At 63.6% G+C, this 23,775-nt stretch carries 22 protein-coding genes; 11 read left to right on the top strand and 11 right to left on the bottom strand.

The features are described from left to right. Positions 1 to 251 precede the first annotated feature (251 nt). The 9 genes from ABIA70_RS12065 to ABIA70_RS12025 form a co-directional block, all read right to left on the bottom strand. Positions 252 to 638, bottom strand: coding sequence for a CBU_0592 family membrane protein (locus ABIA70_RS12065; RefSeq protein WP_354147795.1), 387 nt, complete (start codon positions 636 to 638; stop codon positions 252 to 254). Between the two features lie 178 nt (positions 639 to 816). Further along, positions 817 to 2,307 carry an aldehyde dehydrogenase family protein gene (locus ABIA70_RS12060; RefSeq protein WP_354147794.1) on the bottom strand — a complete coding sequence of 497 codons (1,491 nt, stop codon included), beginning with the start codon at positions 2,305 to 2,307 and terminating at the stop codon, positions 817 to 819. A 19-nt stretch (positions 2,308 to 2,326) separates the two neighbouring features. Further along, on the bottom strand, positions 2,327 to 3,823 hold the full coding sequence (locus tag ABIA70_RS12055) for an alanine/glycine:cation symporter family protein (RefSeq protein WP_354147793.1): 1,497 nt from the start codon (positions 3,821 to 3,823) through the stop codon (positions 2,327 to 2,329). Positions 3,824 to 3,826: 3 nt separating this feature from the next. Beyond that, positions 3,827 to 4,720 (bottom strand): 4-hydroxy-tetrahydrodipicolinate synthase, encoded by an 894-nt coding sequence (dapA, locus tag ABIA70_RS12050; protein WP_354147792.1) that lies wholly within the window; start codon positions 4,718 to 4,720, stop codon positions 3,827 to 3,829. 62 nt (positions 4,721 to 4,782) lie between these two features. Further along, entirely contained in the window at positions 4,783 to 6,177 is a 1,395-nt protein-coding gene (locus tag ABIA70_RS12045) for a protoporphyrinogen/coproporphyrinogen oxidase (protein ID WP_354147791.1), read from the bottom strand. A 175-nt stretch (positions 6,178 to 6,352) separates the two neighbouring features. After that, positions 6,353 to 7,411, bottom strand: a complete 1,059-nt coding sequence (locus tag ABIA70_RS12040) for a proline racemase family protein (protein WP_354147790.1) — start codon at positions 7,409 to 7,411, stop codon at positions 6,353 to 6,355. Between the two features lie 48 nt (positions 7,412 to 7,459). Further along, on the bottom strand, positions 7,460 to 8,284 hold the full coding sequence (locus ABIA70_RS12035) for an amino acid ABC transporter ATP-binding protein (protein ID WP_354147789.1): 825 nt from the start codon (positions 8,282 to 8,284) through the stop codon (positions 7,460 to 7,462). 2 nt (positions 8,285 to 8,286) lie between these two features. After that, entirely contained in the window at positions 8,287 to 9,297 is a 1,011-nt protein-coding gene (locus ABIA70_RS12030; protein ID WP_354147788.1) for an amino acid ABC transporter permease, read from the bottom strand. 41 nt (positions 9,298 to 9,338) lie between these two features. Then, positions 9,339 to 10,262, bottom strand: a complete 924-nt coding sequence (locus tag ABIA70_RS12025; protein WP_354147787.1) for a transporter substrate-binding domain-containing protein — start codon at positions 10,260 to 10,262, stop codon at positions 9,339 to 9,341. A gap of 491 nt (positions 10,263 to 10,753) precedes the next feature. On the opposite strand from ABIA70_RS12025, the gene ABIA70_RS12020 reads away from it, so the two are divergent. The 5 genes from ABIA70_RS12020 to ABIA70_RS12000 all read left to right on the top strand — a co-directional run bounded on the left by ABIA70_RS12020 (position 10,754) and on the right by ABIA70_RS12000 (position 15,341). Next, positions 10,754 to 11,527 carry a FadR/GntR family transcriptional regulator gene (locus tag ABIA70_RS12020; protein ID WP_354147786.1) on the top strand — a complete coding sequence of 258 codons (774 nt, stop codon included), beginning with the start codon at positions 10,754 to 10,756 and terminating at the stop codon, positions 11,525 to 11,527. 1 nt (position 11,528) lies between these two features. Next, positions 11,529 to 12,248 (top strand): cache domain-containing protein, encoded by a 720-nt coding sequence (locus ABIA70_RS12015; RefSeq protein ID WP_354147785.1) that lies wholly within the window; start codon positions 11,529 to 11,531, stop codon positions 12,246 to 12,248. A gap of 310 nt (positions 12,249 to 12,558) precedes the next feature. After that, the gene (locus tag ABIA70_RS12010; RefSeq protein ID WP_354147784.1) at positions 12,559 to 13,026 is read left to right on the top strand and encodes a ribose-5-phosphate isomerase; all 468 of its coding nucleotides are present in this window, start codon (positions 12,559 to 12,561) and stop codon (positions 13,024 to 13,026) included. Between the two features lie 130 nt (positions 13,027 to 13,156). After that, positions 13,157 to 14,536, top strand: coding sequence for an MFS transporter (locus ABIA70_RS12005; RefSeq protein ID WP_354147783.1), 1,380 nt, complete (start codon positions 13,157 to 13,159; stop codon positions 14,534 to 14,536). Between the two features lie 28 nt (positions 14,537 to 14,564). Continuing rightward, positions 14,565 to 15,341, top strand: coding sequence for an SDR family NAD(P)-dependent oxidoreductase (locus tag ABIA70_RS12000; protein ID WP_354147782.1), 777 nt, complete (start codon positions 14,565 to 14,567; stop codon positions 15,339 to 15,341). A gap of 144 nt (positions 15,342 to 15,485) precedes the next feature. On the opposite strand, the gene ABIA70_RS11995 is transcribed toward ABIA70_RS12000, so the two are convergent. After that, on the bottom strand, positions 15,486 to 15,941 hold the full coding sequence (locus tag ABIA70_RS11995) for a cytidine/deoxycytidylate deaminase family protein (protein WP_354147781.1): 456 nt from the start codon (positions 15,939 to 15,941) through the stop codon (positions 15,486 to 15,488). Between the two features lie 8 nt (positions 15,942 to 15,949). After that, positions 15,950 to 17,254 (bottom strand): MFS transporter, encoded by a 1,305-nt coding sequence (locus ABIA70_RS11990; protein ID WP_354147780.1) that lies wholly within the window; start codon positions 17,252 to 17,254, stop codon positions 15,950 to 15,952. Positions 17,255 to 17,679: 425 nt separating this feature from the next. Between ABIA70_RS11990 and ABIA70_RS11985 the strand changes: the two genes are divergently transcribed. The 6 genes from ABIA70_RS11985 to ABIA70_RS11960 all read left to right on the top strand — a co-directional run bounded on the left by ABIA70_RS11985 (position 17,680) and on the right by ABIA70_RS11960 (position 23,745). Further along, on the top strand, positions 17,680 to 18,288 hold the full coding sequence (locus tag ABIA70_RS11985) for a helix-turn-helix domain-containing protein (RefSeq protein WP_354147779.1): 609 nt from the start codon (positions 17,680 to 17,682) through the stop codon (positions 18,286 to 18,288). Between the two features lie 226 nt (positions 18,289 to 18,514). Beyond that, positions 18,515 to 19,879 carry an FAD-dependent oxidoreductase gene (locus ABIA70_RS11980; RefSeq protein ID WP_354147778.1) on the top strand — a complete coding sequence of 455 codons (1,365 nt, stop codon included), beginning with the start codon at positions 18,515 to 18,517 and terminating at the stop codon, positions 19,877 to 19,879. Beyond that, on the top strand, positions 19,876 to 21,126 hold the full coding sequence (locus ABIA70_RS11975; protein ID WP_354147777.1) for a CaiB/BaiF CoA transferase family protein: 1,251 nt from the start codon (positions 19,876 to 19,878) through the stop codon (positions 21,124 to 21,126). Before ABIA70_RS11980 ends, ABIA70_RS11975 begins: the two co-directional genes overlap by 4 nt. Continuing rightward, positions 21,123 to 21,953 (top strand): enoyl-CoA hydratase-related protein, encoded by an 831-nt coding sequence (locus ABIA70_RS11970; RefSeq protein ID WP_354147776.1) that lies wholly within the window; start codon positions 21,123 to 21,125, stop codon positions 21,951 to 21,953. Before ABIA70_RS11975 ends, ABIA70_RS11970 begins: the two co-directional genes overlap by 4 nt. Before the next feature lie 38 nt (positions 21,954 to 21,991). Then, positions 21,992 to 22,948 carry a dihydrodipicolinate synthase family protein gene (locus ABIA70_RS11965; protein WP_354147775.1) on the top strand — a complete coding sequence of 319 codons (957 nt, stop codon included), beginning with the start codon at positions 21,992 to 21,994 and terminating at the stop codon, positions 22,946 to 22,948. Then, positions 22,948 to 23,745 carry an SDR family oxidoreductase gene (locus ABIA70_RS11960; RefSeq protein WP_354147774.1) on the top strand — a complete coding sequence of 266 codons (798 nt, stop codon included), beginning with the start codon at positions 22,948 to 22,950 and terminating at the stop codon, positions 23,743 to 23,745. Before ABIA70_RS11965 ends, ABIA70_RS11960 begins: the two co-directional genes overlap by 1 nt. Positions 23,746 to 23,775: the final 30 nt, after the last annotated feature.

Raw genomic sequence — 23,775 nt, 5'->3', positions numbered from 1 at the left:
CTCGGGCGGCCTCGCTGGGCACGAGGATGCGGCTGTAAGCGCCCGCTGGCCAACGGTTACGCCGCCCTCACCTGGGGCGGGACCCCTCAGTGAATCCAGCTGGAGTGCACGGTTCCCGCCGGAGCCACGGCGGCGTTGCGGCTCCGGACCGGACCGGACCGGACCTCCAGATCAACAGCGAGTACCGCCGTCGTGCGTTCGGGTAAGAAAGTCATTGAGGGCGAGCAACGGGCCCTGTGGTGACGGACACGCTATTCCCGGCGGGATGCCTGAGGTGGGCATTGGTCATCAGGGTTATTCTGATCAAAACCAGTGAAAACCTCAACAATCTCGAACTCGCCGGTCGTCTCGGGGACGCCTGGGAATTGAACGTGCGGGTCTGCTTCAACCACCACCCGCCGGCCCGCGGATCGCATGCGCAGGAGCGCAAAGACGGAGATGACGAACCACGCGATATTGGTTGCCACGGAGGGCCATGCTTCGTGGAAGGCACCATTGATAATGAAGGCGCAAGCGCCGAGAAGGTTTGCCGTTTGAAAGCCTCTGCCGGCTTTCAACCAACCCATGGAGACAGACAGGTAGGCGCTGAGTATCGCAACCGCGCCAGTCCATCCTGCAAACTCCCAGATCAGTTCCATGGCGTCCTCTCAGGTGTAGATCCTGGCTGCATCGGTTGGAGGGTTGCGGCCTGGAGCGTGAGCAAGAACCTGATGCGCCTCAGGTCCATGGCACGAGATGTTTTTCGCTACTCGGTCTACATGCCGATGGTGCCCCGGACATTCGGAGGGCACCATCGACATCAGCCGGAAGAACTGCTCAGCCGTGGTTGTACATGACGTGCTTGGTGCGCGAGAAGTCCTCCAGTGCGTAGGTGGACAGGTCCCGGCCGTAGCCGGAGCCCTTGAAGCCGCCCCACGGCATTTCGTTGGCAATGACGAGGTGTGAGTTGACCCAGACCGTGCCGAAGTCAAGCCGGCGGGGCGCCGAGAGCGACCGGGCAGCGTTGGTGGTCCACACCGACGCTGCGAGCCCGTATGGGGTTTCATTGGCACGAGTAATGGCTTCCTCATCGGTGCGGAACGTCTCCACCGACACCACGGGGCCGAAGATCTCGGTGCTGGTGATCGGCGCGCCAGCGGGTACACCGGTGACGACGGTGGGCTCGATGAAGTAGCCGGGTCCCTCGAGCGCGTTACCGCCCACGGCGATGGTCAGGCCCTCCGCGCGGGCGTCCTCAAGGGCTGCCAGGACCCGCTTATAGTGCGCGCCGGAGATCATGGAGCCCATTTCGACGTCGTCCCCCGCACCTGGAGCGCCCACGGTGATCTGGCTGACTTCGCGGACGAGCAGTTCAGTGAACCTGTCTGCGACCGATTCATGGACCAGGACACGGCACGCCGAGCCGCATTCCTGCCCTCCGTTCCAGAATCCTGCCGAACGCACGCCCTCGGCGGCGGCTTGCAGATCGGCGTCTTCGAAAATGACAACGGGTGCTTTCCCGCCCAGTTCCAGGTGCACACGCTTGACGGTTCCGGCTGCGCTGGCGGCGACTTTCTGGCCGCTCCCCACGCTTCCGGTGATGGCAACGAGGTCGATATCCGGGTGCTCGGAGATCCTGTTTCCCACGACTTGCCCCGGGCCGGTGACGATGTTCAGGACACCGGCGGGCACCTCAGAGGCGATGAGCTCAGCCAGCTTGAGGGTGGACAGCGGCGTCTGCTCGGAGGGCTTGAGCACCATGGTGTTTCCGGCAGCCAGGACGGGGGCAATCTTCCAAGCCGCCATCAACAGCGGGTAGTTCCACGGCGTGATCACGCCGACCACGCCAACGGGCTCGCGGAGAATCACCGATGTGTGGTTCTCTGCATAGTCGCCCGCACCGGGTGCGGTGAAGGCCCGCGCAGCGCCTGCGGAAAACCTGAACGTGTCGATCGCGCTGGAGATATCGTCCTCAGCCACGGCAGCCGGCTTGCCCGTGTTGGCGGCCTCAAGGGTCTCAAGAACTTCCCGGTTGGCCTCGATGATGTCGGCAATGCGGAGGAGAATCGCGGAACGGTCCTTGGGAGTCTTCGCCGCCCAGTCCGCCTTGGCGGCCACGGCAGCTGCGACCGCGGCATCCACGTCCTCTACCGAACCGGCCGGAACCTGCATGAGGACCTCCTGGGTCGCCGGATTCTCCACATCGACAGTCGCACCTGTCGTGGAGGCGACGAATGCCCCACCGATGAATTGCCCGAAAGGAGGGAGGGAAGGTGTTGGGGTGGTCTCCGCCCTGCGGACGGTGGGCACTGTTTCTGTGGTGGTCATGGTTTATTTCGTCCTGTCTCTAGCGAACTGTGGAGGCCACGGCAGCGGTTGCTTTTTCGATTTTGTGTTCCCAGAACTCTGCCCCTTCTATGCCAAGGGCTTGCGGATCGAAGATCGGGTCCAGCCCCAGCTTCCGCTGGCGCTCGTAGTCGCGGTAGATCTTCCGCACGAGTGGGAACAGGAAGGCAAGGCAGATCAGGTTCACCCAGGCGATCAGGCCGAGCCCGATGTCGCCTGCCGCCCAGATCAGTTGGGCGTTCACCACGGAGCCGAAGAACACAATGGCCATGGTGCCGACCTTGAGAACCATCTTCCAGCCGTGCCCTGTTTTTCCGTCCAGCAGGTACAGCAGGTTGGAGTTGGCAACGTAGAAGTAGGCCAGGAGGCAGGTGAATCCGAAGAGCAGCACGGCGATGGCCACGAAACCGGCCCCCCAGCCCGGAAGCAGCGTGTCAATGGATTCCTGGACCCAGCCTGCCCCGACCGGTACGCCCGGAAGGTTGTTGACGAGGTAGCCGCCGGAGCCGTCCGCGACGTTGTACTTGCCGGAGACCACCATCATGAGGCCGGTGGCCATGCAGATCAGCAGGACGTCGATGTAGATGCTGAAGGTCTGGACCAGGCCCTGCTTGCCCGGGTGGGACGTGCGGGCTGCAGCGGCCGCGAAAGTGGCTTCACCCAGGCCGTTGGACGATGCGAAGACTGCCCGGCGTACGCCCCATGCGACTGCGGCACCGGCGATGCCTCCCAGGATCGGGTGCACGCCCACAGCGGACTGGAAAATCATGACGACGGCGTCGGGAACGCTGCCCAGGTTGACGAAGATGACTGCCAGTGCCAGCACAAGATAGCCGACGGCGAGGATCGGGACGAGGGTCTGGGTGACCTTCACGACGCGCCTGGTACCGCCAAAGATCACCATGGCGATCAGGACGGTGACCACAACGGCAGGGACCCACTTGGGCAGGTCGAACGCACGCTCAGTGGTAGCGGCGATGGTGCTCACCTGGAAGCCGGGGAAAACGAAGCCGTAGCCGACAAGGCCCAGGACGGCAACAAGTGCACCAACTTTTGGCAGCTTCAGGCCGTACTTGATGTAGTACGGCATGCCACCGATGTCCTCGTTGGCGTCACGGCGGTCCTCGTCCTGGACCTGGCGTTTGAAAGCCTGGGACAGGGTGGCTTCGGCATAGCCCACGGTGCAGCCAACCAGGCCGGTGATAGCCATCCATACGAGTGCACCGGGTCCACCGGCGCCGACGGCAGTGGCTACGCCTGCGATGCTTCCGACACCCACGCGGCAAGCCAGGGCGAGGACCAGCGCCTGGGACGACGACAGGCCCCCTTCGCTGTCATTTTCTTCCTTCAGTTGCCGCAGCATGTCCGGAATTCTTCGGAACTGGACGCCCTTCATGGCCACCGAGTAGGCGATGCCGAGCCCAAGCACAACGTAGGCCATGGGCGCCCAGATGGCGTCGGAAACGCCGGACAGGACCTCCGCGAAATCGGTGCCCATGCCTTATCCGATCGTCTGGTAAAGGGTGGACAGTGCCTGTTCAACACGCTTGCGGTCCTCAGCGTTGAGCTCCGCCGTTGGGCGCCGTGGTGAGCCTGCCTGGAGTCCCTGCAACCCGAGGCCGGTCTTCACAGCCGGAATGAACGGCACGGAGAGAAGCGCGTCGATGACCGGGTAGACCTTTTTCCACAGGTCCAGGCCGCCGGACAGGTCACCTTCGGCGATGCGCCGGCTGACGGCGACGATTTCGTTGGGAACGACGTTGGCCGTGCCTGCCATCACACCCGCCGCGCCTTCGACAAGGGCGCTGTAAAGGTATACGTCCCAGCCAATGAAGGTACCGATGACGTCGCTATGGTGGTGGATCAGCTGCAGCGCCTGTTCCCAATTGGCGCTGGAGTCTTTGATGTAGCGGATGTTCTCCACCTCTTCAGCCAACGCCCGGACGGTGGCCGGATCCAGGTTGACCCCGGTGACGGCCGGGATGTTGTACAGCATGACCGGGATGGTGACGGACCTGGCAACGTCCTTGATGTACGTGACCGTCTCCTCCAGGGTCAGCGGCTCGTAGTACGGCGTGATCAGCATGAGGACATCCGCGCCCGACTTCTCGGCAGCCTGCGAAAGGCGGACAGCTTCAGCCGTGGATGTGGCTCCGGTGTTGGCGATGACCGGGACCCGGCCGTTTGCCTGCTTGATGACCGTTTCGATCAGGAGCATTCGCTCTTCCGAGGACAGGGCCCCAACTTCACCGGTCGAGCCCGCTGCCACCACACCGTCGACGCCGGCGTCGATGGAGCGGTCGACAATTCGACGCAGCGTCTCTACGTCGATGGTCTCATCCTCGTTGAAGGGAGTGGCGAGTGCGGTGAGGACACCGCGGAGGTTGTTGGACATGGATATTCCTCTTCTTCAGTACGTCTTTAGGCGGTTCTGGATGACGGTGGTTCAAGCGATTATCAGGTGCCTGTGGCCAGGCGCAAGGTTGCCGGGGCCCGAACGCTTTGACGCTCCGTGGCCAGCAGGCTGGCAGCCTCCTGGGCGGCCGAGAACCCGGTGGTGATTGAACTTTCGGTGTAGAGGGTCCCAAGGAAGTCTCCGGCCAGGAACACCCGGTCCGTGCCCCGCATGAGCGTCGACTGTAGCTTTGCCCGGCCGGGGAAGCAGTAAGGGGAGGCGTTCTTCCACCGGTCCGTCTTGGCCTCGACCACGCTGTCGGCGAATCCGTGGCCCAGGACCTGGTCGAGATCGGCGAGGTGGGTCTGCACGACTTCCTCATCGCTCTTCTCCAGCAGCGCGCGCCCCAGGCCCGCTGGCGAGAACGTCATGAAGCTGCCTCCCGGCTTCCGCACGGACTCGGAACCGCGGACGATGCTCGCCTGGTTCAGGGCGATTGCGAACGAGCGCTTGGGGGCGGCGATGGCATAGATGTCATCCCAGGGCCGTGCCGCCGTCTCGTTGGTCAGGAAGGCCGTGCTGACGTGTGGGCCGTATTTGATCTGGCTCAGCGCTCCGCGCAGCTCATCCGGAAGGTCCACGCCAATCTTGTGTGACACATCGGCAGTGGTCGCGAGGACAACCGCGCGGGCCTCAACTTCGTGGTCGACACCGGCCTGGTTGTACCGGACGACGACGGAGTTCTTCTTGTGCATGACCTCCTGCACGGTGGCGCCGAGCTGGATGCGGTCACCAAGCGAGACCGCGATCGATTCTGTCAGGGTGGACGGACCGCCGACGATTCCCTGGCTGAGGCCCTGGCCAATACCCAGAACCAGGCTGAAATATCCGATTCCCGCGCCGGCAGAGATTTCGTCCATGTCACCGGCCGAACGTGTGACGGTGGTCTTGAACAGTGCGGCCGCGTCCTCGGAAAGGTCTCCAATGAAATCCAGGAACGAGGTGTTGTTCTCGAAGTCATAGATGCGCTGCTGGCGCATCGCGCCGGACTCCCCCGATCGCTTGCGCACGACGCCGGTGTACTTGGCGACCCCGCTGACCACCTTCAAGCCGGCCCGCAGCGTATCGATGCGCGATGTCAGCGACATCGGAATGCGGAACGGGTATGTGGCAATATGTCCCTCACGTATGAACTTGCCGTTCATGGACAACGCCTGGAGGGACCCGGGGATCTGGACGGCCGTCACTCCCACCTCATTGAGCAGGGCATCGGTGGAGGAGCCGGCCCCTGCAAAGACGTGGCCGCCCCAGTTGAGCCAGTACGCACCCCTTCGCTCGGAGCGGATACGGCCGCCAACCCGCCCGCCCGACTCCAGGAGGAGAGTGTCCCAGTGGCGAAGCCGCCATCCGGCTGAAAGGCCGGCGAGTCCAGCGCCAACGATGACTACATCTTTCATGTGTTTGAACTTTCCTTCTAGGGGGAATAAGGGGTCCGCCACGCACCGCAGGTGGCCGTCATTGTGGGACGAACATCGGTCCTTTTGAGGCGGGTTTATCGATCTGGCTGCGCCGTTCGCCGACTAAGCCTCAGGATGTGCCGTCGCTCACATTTAAAGATACATCATTGTAGGATTAATGCAATAGCTTTATCTTGGGGTTGGCGGCACCCATCCAGCTATCGGAGAGTACATACCCCGTGGGAAATGGATCTGTCGGGTCGAGGCCGACCTGGGACATGTCGGTGATCCACGCCTGGCCGGCAACGCTCGGTACCACTGCGTCGTAACCGCCGACTGTGGTCAATGACTCGATGGTGCTCTCGAATCGGCTGCCGATCAGCGACTCGTGAACGAACGTTTCCCCGGGGACGATGAGTCCACGGGCGTGCATCACGGCGAGGCGGGCGGACGTGCCCGTCCCGCACGCGCACCTGTCAATTCGCCCGGGAGAGACGACGACGGCATTCCGGGAGTAGATCGCGTCTCCTTCGCGCTTTATCGGTGTGGTGAACTCGGTGTTGGTGATCCCGGCGAACTGAGGATTCTCCGGGTGAACCGTGACCAGTTGCTCCGCGGCTGCCGTTTTGATGAGCTGGCCCATGAGGCACAGGTCCCGGGCCTCGTCCGGCACCAGGTTGAACCCCAGGCTCCCTGCGTCAATGATGGCGTAGGCCATGCCGCCCCACGCCACATCCAAGGTGACGGTTCCAGTCCCGGGCACTTCGACCCGGGCGTCCAGTTGGTAGACGAAGGCCGGCTGGTTGGTGAAGCGGACGCTGAGCACCTTCCCGTCCCGGCATTCACAGCGCAGACGGATGAGGCCGGCCGGGGATTCCAGGGTGAGCTCTGTAGTCGGTTCCTGCATGGGAACCATGCCCGTCTCCAGGAGGACTGTGGCAACAGCTATCGTGTTGCCGCCGGACATGACGGGATATTCCTCGGACTCCATGATGACGAAGCCCATGACTGCGGCCGGCTCGGCGGAAGGAAGTACCACGTTGACCGACCGGATCATCGACCCGCGCGGCTCCTTCAGCAGAAGCTGCCTTATGTCGTCGCGCTCGTGCTCGAGGTAGCGGCGCTTCTCAAACATGGTGCTGCCGGGGACGTCTCCGACGCCACCCACGACGACATTGCAGACCTCGCCGCCAACGTGGCACCCCACGACGTTGAAAACCTTGCTGAAACGCATTCAGATCCTCCATACATGGAAAGCACGCCGTTGGCAGGGTCAGGATAATCAGGCTGCAGGAGTGTCCCGGCGTTCGTTGAGGCTCCGAAGGAAGGTCTTGGTTGCTTCGGCCTGAGGGTTGTCAATCACTTGCGACGGCGGACCCTGCTCGGCGACACGCCCCCCGGACATAAAGACGACCTCGTCAGCCACCCCGCGTGCGAACCCGATTTCGTGGGTTACGACGATCATGGTCATGCCGCTTCGTGCCAGTTCCTTCATGACTTCCAGAACTTCGCCCACGAGTTCAGGGTCGAGGGCGGACGTGGGTTCGTCGAACAGCATCACCGACGGCTTCATGACCAGAGCGCGCGCGATGGCGACACGCTGCTGCTGACCTCCGGAGAGGGTGCTGGGATAGAAATCTGCCTTCTCTGCCAGGCCCACGCTGGTGAGCAGCTTCATGGCCTCTTCACGGACCTGGCTGGCAGACCTGCCAAGGACCCGGCACGGCGCCTCCAGGAGGTTCTCCAAAACCGTCAGGTGCGGAAACAGGTTGAAGGATTGGAAGACCATGCCCGTAGCCGCCCGCTGGCGTGCGATCTCGTTGGGCCGCAGCTCGTGAAGCTTTTCGCCTTTGACCCGGTAGCCCACCACCTCACCGTTGACCATGACCGCTCCGCTTGAGGGCTTCTCGAGGTGGTTGATGCATCGCAGCATGGTCGATTTACCCGAGCCGGAACGGCCCAGGATGACCACGACCTGACCAGGGTAAACGTCCAGGTTGACGGACTTGAGCACTTCCAGGTCGCCGAAGCTCTTGCGCAATTCGACGATCTTAACGATGGGCTCGGACTTATCCCTCAGGGATTCAGCGCCGGGGGTGGTAGTCATGGCTAGCCCTCCTCTGCAGTGGTTGATGATGACAAGGTTGTCCTGACGCGCTTACGCGGCATGCCCAGTCCCAGGAATCCACCGCGCTTCTCAGTGGTGCCATGCCCCGCGACCCCGCGTCCGTAGTAGCGCTCGATGCGTTGCTGGAAGATCGTCAGGATGCTCGTGCACAGCAGGTACCAGAATGAGACGACGATCAGAAGCGGGATGGTCTCAAAGGTCTGGGTGTAGATCATCTGGGCGGAGTAGAGCAAATCAGGCAGCGCGATGACGCTGACCAGCGAGCTGTATTTGAGCATGCCGATGACCTGGTTGCCTGTGGGCGGCACAATCACCCGCAACGCCTGGGGAAGGATGATGCGCCGGAAGGCCAGGAGGTTGTTCATGCCCAAGGCAGCCGCTGCCTCGGTCTGGTGCTTAGGCACCGAAAGCAGCCCTCCGCGCACGATCTCGGCCATGTACGCCGATTCGTGCAAGGCGAGCCCCACCAGGGCCACGGTCCAGAGAGTCAGCACGGAGTTAGTGGGACCGCCCACCAGTTCCGGACCACCGAACGGGACGCCAAGGCCGAGCCGCGGGTAGAGGGCGGAAAGGTTGTACAGGAAGATGAGCTGGATCAGCAGTGGCGTTCCCCGGAAGAACCAGAGGTAAGCGCCGGCAACACCCTGAAGAACCTTGTTCTCCGACAACCGGCAGGCAGCCAGGAGGATCCCCAACACGATCGCGAGGGTCATGCTGACAACTGTCAGGATCAGGGTGCGACCCAGCCCCGCCATGATCTCCGGGTAGAACAGGTAATGCCACACGGTGGCCCACTGGAAGTTCCCGTTGGTCACCATCGAGTGGACAAGGTTGGCCACGATCAGCAACAGCAGGACAGCGGCGACCGTCCGGCCGTGGTGCCGGAGCGGGACTGTCTCCTTCGCCAGCGTCTGTTGATCGCGGGTCAGAGCAGATGAGGCGCCCCCTGTGGCCTCAGAATGTTGCGAATGCGTGGTTTTAGCGCTTTCCATGGCAACTGTTACCTTCCTTCTTGTAGGACGCCATCTGCGAGTCAGCTGCCCGGATTCGGGATGATTTCGGACTTGTCCACCGCACCAAGACCGCCGTTGAGCTTGTCCAGTACCTTGGAAAGTTCCCCGTCCTTGATGAGCTTGTCGGTGGCGGCCTGGAAGGCCTTGGCAAGCTTCGCTGTATCGGCATTGTTGGCCAGGGCGAGGCCGGTCTTGATCTCCGGGCCGAACCCGAGTTTGGCCAGCTTGAACTGGCCCTTGGTGTTGTCCACGGTGTAGGCAGCCTGGCTGCCGCTGGCCAGGCACGCGTCGAGGCGGTCCTGGCTGAGCGCAAGGTTGACCTGGGCCTGGGTCTGGAAGGTCTCCACCGTGGTGGGGGCGCCGCCGGAAGCCGTGCATGCGTCAGCCATGGCCTGGGCGGTTGCCGCCTCGGACGATCCCAGGGAGGCCCCGATCTTCAGCCCGCAGACATCGCCCGGCTTGTCGAAGCTCGTCTTTGCCGAATCAGCCTTGACGATGAATTCGTCCTTGGAGACGTGGTTGGTGACGAACGTGACTACCTTGGTCCGCTCCTCCGTCACATTGATCTCTCCCGTGGCCGCATCGAAGCGGCCAGCCTGCAGGCCGGGGATGACGCCATCGAAGGGAATGATCTTGAACTCGACCTTCAGTCCAAGCAGGGCAGCTGCCTTACGGGTGAGTTCGATGTCCCAGCCGGTCACTTCGCCGCCGCCGACAGGTTCCATGACAGCCGGTGCGTAGACCGCTGCGGCGACCGTCATGGTCCCCTTCTCCTTGATCGAGGCCGGCACCATTCCAGCCAGCGCGGCGTCCGCACTGGTGGTGTCGGTACCGGATTTTGCCTGGTCCAGGGAAGGTCCACATGCGGAGGCGCCAAACAGGACCGTGGCAAGAATGCCCGCCGTGAGGGTTCCGCGCGTCATACGGGTAGGGCGAAAGTTCATGGGTATCTCCTGAGGGTGAGATTTGTTGATGGTCAGATGCGGGAGAAGGGGCCATTACCGGCCGACCCGTTGAAGGCCTGGCCGGGCCTGCTCGTCTCCGGCCACTCCACTAAACGCTGGGAAAATCAGGTGCGGTTATTAGAGGAACAAGGCAACTGCCGCTGCGGTACCGGGCGGGCCGCCCGCGGCATTAGGACAAAAATCTTGGCGCTCACAGCTTCGGACGGGCTCTCCAGGATCGGCTGAAAACTGTCACATCCGCTCCCCCTGTGGGGATATATGAAGTACATCACAGCAATGACAAATAAAGCAATAGTTTAGGGATGTATGTTTTAGCGGTGCTTGGGCGCCCGGTCTGTCAACCGAGACAACACGGCACCGTCTGACCCGGGTAAACCGTGACTAAATGACCCCAAATATGTAAAGATTCAAGGTAATAGGCAAATCGGGCGGCTGCCCGACCCCAGGCTTCAGCGGACGGAGGGCTCAAGATGAGCGTGGCCCTGTCCACCCGCGCCCTCGACCTGCTGTTGCTGCTGCGCGGGAGCGAACCTGAAGGGCTTGGCCGCGCCGAGCAGGTGTCGTACCAGATAGAAACTGCCATCCTGATGGGCATTCTGAGTGAGGGCGACAGGCTGCCGACCGAATCCGTGCTGGCCTCGGAACTTGGCATCTCCCCAATCACCCTTCGGCAGTCCCTCGCAGCCCTCCGGACGAAGGGCCTCATTGAAACAAGCCGCGGCCGCAGCGGCGGGAGCGTTATCCGACGCCAGATCGAACTCACGGACACGCAGCTGCAGAACAAACTCAAGGAAACCAGTACCGAAGCCCTCCGGGATCTGGGTGACTTCGGGGCCGCTATCGCTTCAATGTCTGCCCGGCTGGCCGCCAGCCGCGCGGATCCTCAGAACGTTGAGCATCTGCAGGAGCTGGTGAAGCACCACAGGGACACTGTTGACGACCGGGCAAGGCGCCGCATGGACAGCAGGTTCCACGTGGCCGTCAGCATTGCCGCGCAGTCGAGCAGGCTGACCTCCGCTGCGCTCCAGCTGGAGGCCGAGCTCATGACGCTGTGGTGGGGCGTCCCCGCCCCCTCGGGCAGCAAAGACTCCTTGGTGGACCAGCATCTGGCCATTGTTGATGCGATCAGGGCCCGGGACGCAGATGCTGCTGCACGGGCTGCGGAGCACCACAGCCGTAGCGCGATGGAATTCTTGATCGAACAGCATCTGAGTCTGTCGATGCGACCTGACGAAGGTGCATGAAGTGGACCCCTTGAAGGAAGCCCTGGAGCGGACCGCGGGCGCCATTTCTTCGAGCATCAGCGGTGTCTTCGCTGACCTTGAAGACATCGGACGCGCAGTAACGGCCGCCGCAGCTGCGGCCCCGGGCCTCCCCCGCCGCAGCGAGTTCATGTTCCTGAAGCAGGAGCTGGCCAATTTCATCAAGCTCCACTCGGACCTCATCATCGGAGCGGGCATTGCTTACGCCCCGGGGAGCCTCCCCGAGGCGCCGCACTGGCTGGAATGGTGGAGGGCCCAGCCCAAGGGTGCGGCAAAGTTCGTCACCCACGACCTCAACCCCGAATCGCTGAACTACTACGACTACACCACCCGCGAATGGTTCAAACTCCCCTCCTCCACCGGCCTGCCCGTGGCAGTAGGGCCGTACGTGGACTTCGGCGGTATCAACGTCAGCATCATCACTCTGTGCGTGCCCGCCCCGACAGCGCAGGGAATCCATGTGTTGGGGTGCGACCTCACGCTGGCAAACCTCGAAGGCGTCTTCCTCAGGGCGCTGCAGCTCCGTGACCCGGCGGTGGTCCTGCTGGGCCCCAATGGGCGGGTCATCGCGTCCAACAACGCCAGGATCGCTACCGGCACGCTGCTTCTCGACAAGGACCTGCAACGGGCGACCTCGGCAACGGACGTTTCGCCCGAGGTCCCCGCCCGCCTGCCCTGGAAACTGATAACACTCGAGGGCTGACGGACTCACGGCCGCCGGCGGCGATTCAGCCGTCATCAAATTCATCGCCCCGCACGACGGGACCGGCCCCGGCCTAAGGGACATCCGGATCGCCTGCTGCTTGGTGTCCGCCCAACCGATGTGCCCTTCCAAAGCGGGAACGGTCCCTATAGGTTTTTGAGTGTCCCAGGACTGTCCGCCCCGGCGGCTGGCTGGCTCCTGAGATTTCAACACGTTGAATGAGGAACCATGACGCAGATCTACGATAATCCCGCTGGGTTCGCGCTTAAGGCCGGGACGGGGCCAACTGGCAAGGAAGGGGAATACCTAAATGACTAAATCCGAAGGTTGGCGCATTGTCATCGGCAACGATGAGGCCGGCGTCGAATACAAAAACGCGCTGAAGGCACTGCTTGAGGCCGATGAACGCGTCGCCTCCGTGGTGGACATTGGGGTGGGCGCAGACGACTCCACTGCCTACCCGCACCTTGCCGTCAACGCCGCCCGGAAGGTGGCCGAAGGCGAAGCCGACCGGGCACTCCTGATCTGCGGCACCGGCCTGGGTGTGGCGATCGCGGCAAACAAGGTCCCCGGCATCCGGGCCGTCACCGCGCACGACAGCTACTCCGTGGAGCGTTCCGTCCTGAGTAACAACGCCCAGATCCTTACCATGGGGCAGCGCGTCATAGGCCTGGAACTGGCCAAGAAGCTGGTGCGCGAATGGCTCAGCCACCGCTTCGATGAGAACTCCTCCTCCGCAGCCAAGGTGGATGCCATCCACTCCTACGAAGCCGATTGAGCGGAGAATGACGGACAACTGAACCTGCCCGAAGCGGCTAAAGCATGGTGACTATTGTGCTTCTGAGTGGTAGACCTGAACTGTTCCGCTGCGGAACCCGGCGGGCTCGTTACTCACAGCGAGGTGCACGATGACGTCAATGAATCCTGCTAACCAACTTGACGAGCTGGGCAAGCGGACACTGCGCAAAGTCCGCAACCGCCTTATGCCCCTGATCGTCCTGCTCTACTTCATCGCTTATCTGGACCGGAACAATGTCGGCTTCGCAAAGCTGACCATGAGCGAGGACATCGGCTTGAGTGCGTCGGCCTATGGCCTCGGCGCCGGCATCTTTTTCCTCGGCTACGCCCTGCTGGAAATCCCGAGCAACGGCGGCATGTACAAGTTCGGCGCCCGCAAATGGATCGCCCGCATCCTCATCTCGTGGGGCATTTTTGCCACGGCCATGGCGCTGGTGAATGGCGAGACAACCTTCTACATCATCCGGTTCCTGCTGGGCGCAGCTGAGGCGGGGTTCTTCCCGGCAATCCTGTTCTACCTGACCCTGTGGTTCCCTGCTGCTCAGCGCGTCACCGTGCTGGGCATCTTTATCCTCGCCCAGCCCATCTCCAATGCCCTCGGAGCCCCGGTCTCGGGCCTGCTGCTGCAGATGGACGGCATTATGGGTCTGCAAGGCTGGCAGTGGCTCTACATCATTGAAGGCATCCCGGCCATCCTCCTCGGCATACTGACCCCGTTCCTGATGACCGACCGCCCCAGCCACGCGCACTTTCTGGCGGACGACGAGCGGGAATGGCTGACAAGAACGATGGACGAGGAGCTCGCCCACAAGCAGAAGGGCCAGCCCCACCACTTCCTCGCAGGTCTCAAGGACCCGCGGACCATCGCATACTCGGCCCTGTACTTCGGGCTGGTGTGCGGCATCTACGGCCTCGGCCTGTGGATGCCGACGATCGTCGCTGCCCTGGGCAAGTTCACCACCACGCAGGTCGGCTTCATTGTGGCCATTCCGTACACGATTGCAGCTGTGTTCGTATACTTCTGGGGCCGCCGCTCGGACCGTACCGGCAACCGCGTTTTGCATGCAAGCATCAGCATGGTGATGGCCGCCGTCGGCCTGCTCGCGGCGGGCTTCCTGGTACAGGTCAACGCGATCCTTGCATTGATGGCCTTGACGCTGGCGGCCATGGGGATCTATTCCGCCATCGCACCGTTCCTTGCCATGCCCTCCACGGCGTTGGTGGGGGCCGCTGCGGCGGCGGGGCTGGCCATGGTGAACTCGCTCGGCAACCTCGGCGGCTTCGTGGCCCCCTACGCCGTCGGGCTGTTCAACGACGCCACGGGAGACAACCGTTCGGGCCTCGTGTTCCTGTCAGCCTGCCTCGGCATCACGGCCGTCGCTACCTACCTCTACGCGCGCAAGCGCCCGGAGGGACATGTGAAGCCCGGTACGCGGGCCACGGTCGGTGAGGAAGCCGTGGCTGCCGACGAGTTCGACATCAAGAACTGATAACCCCATCGACGAGAGGCAGATAGACATGAGTCCTCAAGAAAGGTTCCTAGCTGAGCGATCCGCGGTCCTGACCGGTGCCGCGTCGCCACGCGGCATAGGCCGGGCAACGGCGGAAATGCTCGCCAGCCAAGGCTGGGCGGTGGCTATTTTGGACATCGACGGCGACGCGGCACGGAAAGCCGCGGAGGAAATAACCGGCATTTACGGCGTCAAGGCGATCGGGGTTGGCGCGGACGTCTCCGACCAGGCAACGGTCAATGCCGCCATAGACGAGGTCGAATCTGCACTGCCGCCGATCGTGGGACTGGCCAACCTTGCCGGCATCAGCTCGCCCACGGAGTTCATGGACGAGACCCTTGAGGCGTGGGAGCGGGTGTTCAAGATCAATATGACCGGCACGTTCCTGGTCACCCAGCGCGTGCTCCGGGGCATGATCGAGCGGAAGCTCGGCAGGATCGTGAGTGTCTCGTCCATCTCCGCCCAGCGCGGCGGCGGCACCTACTCCAAAGTGGCTTACAGCGCCTCGAAGGCCGCCATCATCGGGTTCACCAGGGCTTTGGCCCGGGAAATGGGACAACATGGCATCACTGTTAACTGCGTGGCTCCCGGCCCCGTGGACACGGACATCATGGGCGGGACGCTGACGGAGGAGCGCAAGGCGGCCATGGCGGCGGACATCCTGGTGGGCCGGGTGGGCACCGTGCGGGATATTGCCGCGCTGATGGTGTTCCTGCTGGGCGAGGACGCAGGCTTCATCACTGCTGCCACCTATGACATCAACGGAGGACTGCAGATTTCCTGAGCCCTGCATGATTGTCGAACACCTTGATCTCCCGAAGCAGCACCCATCCCTTAAGCCCGGCGCTGGGCCCCACTTTGGGGACCCAGCGCCGCAGCTTTATCGGTCGATTTCCAGCCCGGGCGATCAGAACCCGATGCCCAACAGCTAGAGGATGCGTCCGGCGGCCCCGGGAGGTTGGGTTGTCCACTCCGTTTCGGTGGCCCGCATCCACGGGTACGGCAGGAGATCCTCGATGCCAACCCTTCCCACTGTCCCCGCGGCATCCACCAGGACCGTTGAGCCTGCCCCGTAGGCGCGGAGCAGTTCCCGGCATACGCCGCAAGGGTTTGTGACCTGCGGTTGGCCGCTTTCGTCCATGCTCACGGCAACCATGGACTGGATGGCCGGCTCCTGTGCCATCCGGGCATTCGCCAGGGCACTGGACTCGGCGCACACGTTGATACGTTTTGAGCCAATGTGAAGTCCGAGGTAGACCGCCCCTGACTCACCACGCATAGCGGCGGCTACCCGGTGGTTGTCCGTGTGATGGGCCGTCAGCAAGAGCTGCCTCGCTGCTTCGTACAGCTCCATGTCGCTGTCGCTGAGTTCAAAGGAAATCACCTCTTTGCCTACCGTCCGATGAAGATGCCGTTCTTCTGCTTGGCGAGCAAGTAGAAGACAATGCTGAGCAGCGAAAGGACGGCGACGTACACCGGGAAGATCCAGGCGGCATTCAGTGACTGCAGCCAGACCAGAAGGTAGGAAGCGGTGCCTCCGAAAAGGGCCACGCCTATGCCGTATCCCAGGGCTGTTCCGGCGCCCCGGCAGGACTTCGGCATGAGCGAGCTGGTGACGACGTTGTAGAGGGTCATGTTCAGGACCAGGACCACTGAGCCACCTAGCAGGACTGCCGCGAAGCCGCCGATGCCGGGGCGGACATACATCAGCATCAGGAAGACCGAAGGAATGGAGAGTGCACGGGTGATCAGGAACCACTTGGAGATGGACCTGCCGTCCGCGAACCTGCCGATGAGCAGGCTGCCGACGACGAGCACGACGCCGAGGGCGGTGGTCAGTGCGAAGACGGCCGTGGCGTCCTCCTTGAAGCTGGAACGGGCTGCGGTGGGCAGTCCGGTGTTCCACGCGTAGTTGTAGGCCTGGGCTGCTCCGACGACGAAGGTGATTGCCAGGACGCTGAGCCAGTGCTTGCGCACCCCGCCCCATACTGCCTTTGTGGAATTGTCCGCGAGCTCTTCGGGCTTCATGGTCTCCGGCAGCGTGCGGCGAAGGTAGACGACAACGAATCCGAAGGCTGCACCGACGATAAAAGGTATCCGCCACCCCCAGTCAGCCATCACTGTGCCGCCGAGCATCAGCGAGGACAGGTAGCTGACCAGCGAGGCGAGAAGAATGCCGGCGTTGACGAAGAAGGAGATGACGCCGGCAACGAAGCCTTCGCGTCCTTCGGGGACCAGTTCGACGGCGTGGGCGGTGGAAAGGGGTGCTTCAATGCCGGTGGACATACCCTGGATGATCCGGCAGACGAGCAGGATGACGCCTGCGGCGGCACCGATCTGGTCATAGGTGGGGCACAGGGCAATGACCAGGGTGGTGACTGCCATCATCATGATGGACCAGAGCATTACCTTCCGGCGTCCGAGCTTGTCGGCCAGGGTGCCGAGCAGAATGCCGCCCAGGGGACGGAACGCGAAGCCGACGGCGAAAACGGCGAGTGCACTCAGTGTTGCTGTGACGGGGTCCTGTGACGGGAAGAACTTCGGTCCGATGAAGGCCGACAGGAGGCCAAAGACCATCCAGTCGTACCACTCCAACGTGTTCCCGAGCCCGAGGGCCAGCAGTCCGCGGCGGACTTCGGGAGAGAGCCGCGGCTTCCGGTCACTCGCGGCGCCAGTCTTGACGACAGTGTCAGTCATGATTCTTTCCTTCCCCTGCACCTTCGGGGTGCACGAGGGTACGGATCACCGGCGGACACCCTGATGGGGGCCGGCGATCGAAACTATCGTTCGGCTTGGTCCGGCAGAGCGGACCGGCTCACCACATGGGAGGTGAGTTAGCACAGATAGCTACGCATGCCTCTTCGTAGCGCTGGAATGCAGACCGGGGCCATGGACCTCCCGCCAGAAGGTATACATGCCTGTTGCCCGCATTGCGTCGCTCACTCCAGTGATGCGACTCACATAACTATATTGAAGATCTTTACAGAGTCAATGCTTTCCGGAAACGGGATCTGCAGCCCGCCGGCAATGTTCCGGATTGAAAAGTTTTCACCCAGACCATTGATTCTCTAAAAGTTTTCACTATAGTGATGTAAGTCAGGTCATCGACAGAAAGTTGAACCATGGTCACCGAGAGCCTTGCAGGGAGTTCCCCTAACGGCACCAGCGTGCTTCTTGCCACCGTCGGCAACAAGGTCCGGAACATGCGCAAGGAAAAAGGCATGACCCTGGCTAAGCTGTCGGAGATCACCGGCCTCAGCCCGGCGATTGTCAGCCAGATTGAACGCGGATTGGCCAACCCGTCCTTCACCACGCTCGCTCAGCTGGCCCATGGCCTGGACATCCCGGTGGGGAAATTTTTCATCGGCCAGGAAGAAACCAGATCGCCCGTGGTCCGCAAGGCCGACCGGCGCAATCTTAAGGGCGTCACCAAGAAGTCAGTGGGCGAGGCAGTGTACGAGTTGCTGACCCCGGACCTGAATGGTGCGCTGGAGGCGCAGTGGATCGTGAGCCCGCCAGGCCACGACACGAGCGCCACGCCCTTCCGGCACAGCGGCGAGGAGTTCGGCATCATCCTCTCCGGCCGGAAGGACATCTTCCTGGACGGCGTGTGCTATTCGCTTGAGGAAGGCGATTCCATCACGTTCTCCTCGGACACTCCCCACTGGTACAAAAACAGCTACGAAGAGGTCTGCGTAGCAATCTGGGTCAACGCCCCGCACGCGTGGTGACCATGCGGCTTTAGCCGCCATCAGCGTTTCCCGGTCCGCAGACACTGTCCACCACAGAGCCTTCCGCGGACCCATCTGACGAATCCCGCCCAAGGGCCCCCGATCCTCGCTGCCCTGCGCCCTGCGCCGGGAAATTCGTCCTGCGCCGCTGCGCTCTTCAGCCCAGCGACCGCTCTGCTCCCTCCGCCGTACCCTCGGCGTCCCTGCCGGAAAGTTAAGGATCCCCATGAACTCGCTCGAACTCAGCACCAGCACAGCGGACCTCACCGCACCAGTTATCTCCCGTTCCAACGTCCTCGTGGTGGGCGGTGGCCCGGCAGGTGTTGCCGCCGCCGTCACCGCCGCCCGCTCCGGTGCAAAGGTCACCTTGCTGGAACGGTATTCCTCCCTCGGCGGCCTGGCATCCGGCGGCATGGTCCTGGTACTGGACGACATGATCAACGGCCAGGAAATCACCGTGACCGGCATCGTCTCCGAATACGTCGAACGCCTGCAAAAACTTGGCCTCGCCGTCGTCCCGCCGGCCGATGACCGCAAGACCTCCGCGGAACTCTGGAACAAATGGGGCCGCTACGGCACCTTCGACTTCCACTCACACACCAACCCGAAGCCCATTTGCTACGCAGCGGCGTTCGATCCGGACGGCTGGAAGCGCGTCTCCAACGACCTGGTCCGCGAGGCCGGCGTTGACCTGCGCCTGCATTCCTGGTTCTCCCGGCCCATCGTGGACAACGGTGTGATCAAGGGCGTCATCTGCGAAACCAAGCTGGGGCCGCAGGCCTTCATGGCCGACATCGTCATCGACACCACCGGCGACATCGACGTCGCCTCCCGGGCCGGCGCCAGCTACGCCAAGGACAACTACCTCACCACCCTCGTCTTCCGCCTGGGCAACGTGAACACGGCAGCGGCTGAGGCCTTTGAACAGGCCAACCCGAAGGAAGCCCGTGCCATCAACCGCAAGATCAAGCGCCTCCTCGGCGGCGCCTGGGAACTGTGGTGGCTCAAGACCCCCATCGACGGCGTGGTCTGGTGCAACGCCCCGCACATGACCGGCTTCGACGGCACGGACCCGGCAGACATGACGGCCGCCGAGTTCGCCGCCCGCGACCGGATCTCCGAGGCAGTGGACTACGTCCGGGCCAACCTGCCCGGCTTCGAAAACTGCTACATGCTGGACGTCGCGTCCCAGATGGGCGTCCGCCAGACCCGCCTCCTGGAGGGCGAATACGTCATGACCAAGGACGACGTCACCCAGCGCCGGCACTTCGCCGACACCGTGGCCCGCGGCCGGGACTACTACTACCCGTACCGCTCGCTGCTGCCCAAGGAAGTGGACCAGCTGCTGGTTGCCGGCCGCCACTACTCGGCCACCCCCGAGGCGCAGAAGATGTCGCGCGAGATCCCGCCCTGCATGGCCATGGGCCAGGCCGTGGGCGTCGCAGCCGCACTCGCCGTCGAGAACGGCCTGCTGGTCCGCGACGTGTCCGCAGTGGATATCCAGCAGGGCATGCGCAGGCACGGCGCGGACCCCGGCGACGTCCCGTCAGCGAACGCCACCCTTGACCAGGATGCGGTGGTGGGGGCATGAGCACCATCATCGAAGAATTTGAAGGAACGACGGCGGCACCGGCCACCGCGGAGGAACGCACCACAGTGCCGCTCCCGCTGGACGGCATCAAGATCGTGGACTTCACCCAGGTATTCATGGGGCCGTCCTGCACGCAGCTGCTGGGCGACTACGGCGCGGACATTGTCAAGGTGGAGCGACCTGGCGCCGGGGACATTTCCCGCAACTCGTTCCCGGACAAGGACGGCCAGGACAACCCCATCTTCCTGTCCATCAACCGCAATAAACGCAGCATTTCAGTGGACACCCGGACAGAAGAAGGCCGGAACGTCCTGCACGTCCTCCTGGCCGACGCGGACGTGGTGGTCAGCAATTTCCGCTCCGGCGTGATGGAACGCATGGGCTTCGGCTACGAGGAACTCAAGAAGAACAACCCCGGCATCATCTGGGCTTCAGGCACGGGCTTCGGCCCGGTGGGCCCTTACTCCCACAAGGGCGGCCAGGACGCGATCGCCCAGGCCTACTCGGGTGTCATGTGGCGTCGCGAATCCGAAGATGCGAAACCCGGAATCTACCCCACCACCCTTTGCGACTACATCACGGGCATGCACCTCATGCAGGGCATCCTCCTTGCTCTGCGCACCCGGGAGACCGCCGGCGTCGGCCAGAAGGTGGAGGTGACCATGTACGACTCCATGCTGCACCTGCAGATGCAGGAGGCGTGCATGCAGCTCAACCGCGGCTACGAGGTCAACTGGGGCGCCATGCCGCTGAGCGGCGTGTTCGAAACCACCGACGGCGCGGTATGCATGGTGGGCGGTTTCACCCCCGACCCGCTCAAGCGGATCTCGGTGGCGCTTGGCCTGGACGAGGACCTCACGCTCCGGCCCGAATTCGCGGACCTCAAGCAGCAGTTCAAGCACAAGCCCGCGCTGCAGGCCATCTTCCGCGAGCGCATCGCCACCAACACCACCGAATACTGGACCTCCAGCCTGGAGGACCAGGGCCTGCTGAACGCCCCGGTCCATACCCTTGAGCAGGCCCTCGCCGACGCGCAGACCGAGGCCAACGGCATGGTCGTGGAAGCCGAACACCCCGGTGTGGGAACCGTGCGCATGCTCAATGCCCCCATCCGGCTCTCCGCCACCCCGCCCACCATCCGGCGCGTGGCGCCGCGGCTCGGCGAACACAATGTGGAAGTCCTCAGGGAAAACGGCTTCGACGACGAAACCATCGAACGCCTGCAGCAGCTGGGGGTGCTCAGGTGACCACGGTTTCAGAAACGCACAAGGCAGGCACAGCTGCGCAGGCAGTGGATGAAGTCACCCTGACCATCAAAAAGCACGTTGCCACTGTGGTGATTGACCGCCAGCACGTCCTGAACGCCGTTGACGGCACCGCCCAGGCCCGGCTGAACGAAATCTGGGCCCAGCTGGAACAGGACTCCAGTATCCGCGCCGTAGTGATCACAGGCGCCGGCACCCGCGCGTTCTGCGTGGGCGCGGACATGTCCGCCTCCGCGGTGGACAAAACCGGCCTGGAATACTGGGCCGGCCTGGACCCCAACGGCTTCGGCGGCCTCAGCCTGCGCACCAGCCTGGACATCCCGGTCATTGCCCGGGTCAACGGCTACGCGTTGGGCGGCGGCATGGAGATTGTGCTCGGCGCGGACATCGTCGTCGCCTCGGAGGACGCCAGGTTCGGGCTGACGGAGCCCCGGGTGGGGCGCCTGGCGCTCGACGGCGGTATCCACCAGCTGGTGCGCCGCATCCCCCACACCCAGGCGATGGGCATGCTCCTCACCGGCCGCAAAGCAGATGCCACGGAGATGCAGTCCATGGGCCTGGTCAACGAAGTAGTTCCGGCAGACGAGCTCGACACCGCGGTGCAGCGCTGGGTGGAGCAGATCCTCGCCTGCGCCCCCACCTCGGTCCGGGCCGTGAAGCAGATGGTCACACAGACCGGCCATCTCACCGCCCAAGAGGCCCGCGGGCTTCGCCTGCCGGCCCTTATGGCCGCCCTGGACAGCGAAGACTCCGCCGAAGGGGTCCGCGCCTTCCAGGAAAAACGGCCGCCGGCCTGGCCCGGCCGCTGATGCCCACCAACATGCAGCAGGAACAGAAGGAGAAACAGATGCAGGCAGCAAGTGCACCTGAGACGTCGGCCCGGGAATCCCTGGCGCCGGGGGTATGGGGCGTCGTCGCCACCCCGCTCCAGGGCAGCACCCTGGACGTGGATCTGGACAGCCTGTCCGGGCTTGTGGAACACTACGAGGCCATCGGCACCACCGGGCTGACTGTCCTGGGAGTGTTTGGTGAAGCTGCCGCTCTGGCCGCAGAGGAACGCCGTCAGGTCCTGGAGATTGCCGTCGAATGCACTGACCTTCCACTCGTGGTGGGCATTACCGCCCTGGCCACCCGGCCCGCCATCGAGGAAACCAGGGCAGCTCAGGAAGCGGCCGGCGGGCGCCTGGCGGCCGTGATGGTGCAGGTCAATTCGGCCCGGCCGGAAGTGGTGGCCGCGCACCTGGATGCCATCCACCGGGCCACCGGAGCGAAGGTGGTCCTGCAGGATTATCCGCTGGCCAGCGGTGTCAGCATCAGCACCAAGGCCCTGATCTCAGTGGTGAACCTGTGCACCTTCGTCATCGCGGTGAAGGCCGAAGCACCACCCACCAGCGTCGCCATCGCGGAGCTGACGGCCGCCGTCGGGGTTTCCGTTTTCGGTGGCCTGGGCGGGCAGGGACTGCTGGATGAGCTGATGTCCGGCGCAGCGGGCGCCATGACGGGATTCTCTTATCCGGAAGCGCTGATCGCTTGCGTCCGCGCCTGGCGGCGCGACGGGTATGAGGCCGCACGCGACCAATTGCTGCCGTACCTGCCGCTGGTCAATTTTGAACAGCAGGCAGGAATCGCGTTGGCCGTCCGCAAAGAATGCCTGCTGCAGCGCGGGCTCATCAAGGATCCCGGGGTCCGTCCACCCGGGGCGGCCTTCCCGGAGAAGCTGCGGCCAGGCATGCTGGCGCACCTGCGCGAAGCGGCCGAGGCGCTGGAAGCGCAGTCCACAACCATGTTTGCAGGGGGTTTCTGATGGACCTGGGAATCGCCGGCAAGACAGCGTTTGTCGCGGCCTCCACGGGTGGCCTGGGACTGGCAGTGGCACGCGCCCTCGCCGCCGAAGGTGCCCGCGTTGCCATCGTCGGGCGGCGGCGTGACCGTGGCAAGGAGATCGTCGCCGAACTCCACGCCGCCTACGGAACCACCGGTTTTGATGCGGTGGCCATCGAAGCGGACCTGACGACGGCCGAAGGAATCGCGTCCGCCGTCGAACAGACCGTGGCGGACCTGGGGCCCATCGACATCCTGGTCCTCAACGGCCCCGGCCCGAAGCCCGGCGCCGCTGCCACACTCAGTTCCGGGGACATCGCCGCTGCGTTCGAACTGCTGGTCAAGCCGCACCACGCGCTCATCTCCCACGTGCTTCCAGGCATGCGGGACCGGCGCTGGGGCCGGATCCTCGCCATTGGCTCCAGCGGGGTGGCGGCTCCCCTGCCCAACCTCGCGGTGTCCAACACCGGCCGGGCGGCCCTGGCAGGCTACCTCAAGACGCTCGCTGCGGAAGTGGCGCTGGACGCGGTGACTGTCAACATGCTCCTGCCCGGCAGGATCGGCACGGACCGGGTCGCCGAACTGGACCAGGCCGCCGCCAAGCGCCGGGGCACCACGCCGGAGGACATCCAGCTGGAATCCCGAAAGACCATTCCGGCCCGCCGCTACGGCGAGCCGGAGGAATTCGGCGCCGCCGCCGCGTTCCTGTGCAGCGCACCGGCGTCGTACATCACCGGTGTGGCACTCCGGTGCGACGGCGGCCTCATCCGCAGCCTCTAGACATCCATTTTCCCTCCCCCAAAGGAACCC

This window comes from Arthrobacter sp. 754 (assembly GCF_040548695.1).
In the GTDB taxonomy this organism is placed as follows: Bacteria; Actinomycetota; Actinomycetes; order Actinomycetales; family Micrococcaceae; genus Arthrobacter.
This window is presented reverse-complemented; position numbering and strand designations above follow the sequence as displayed.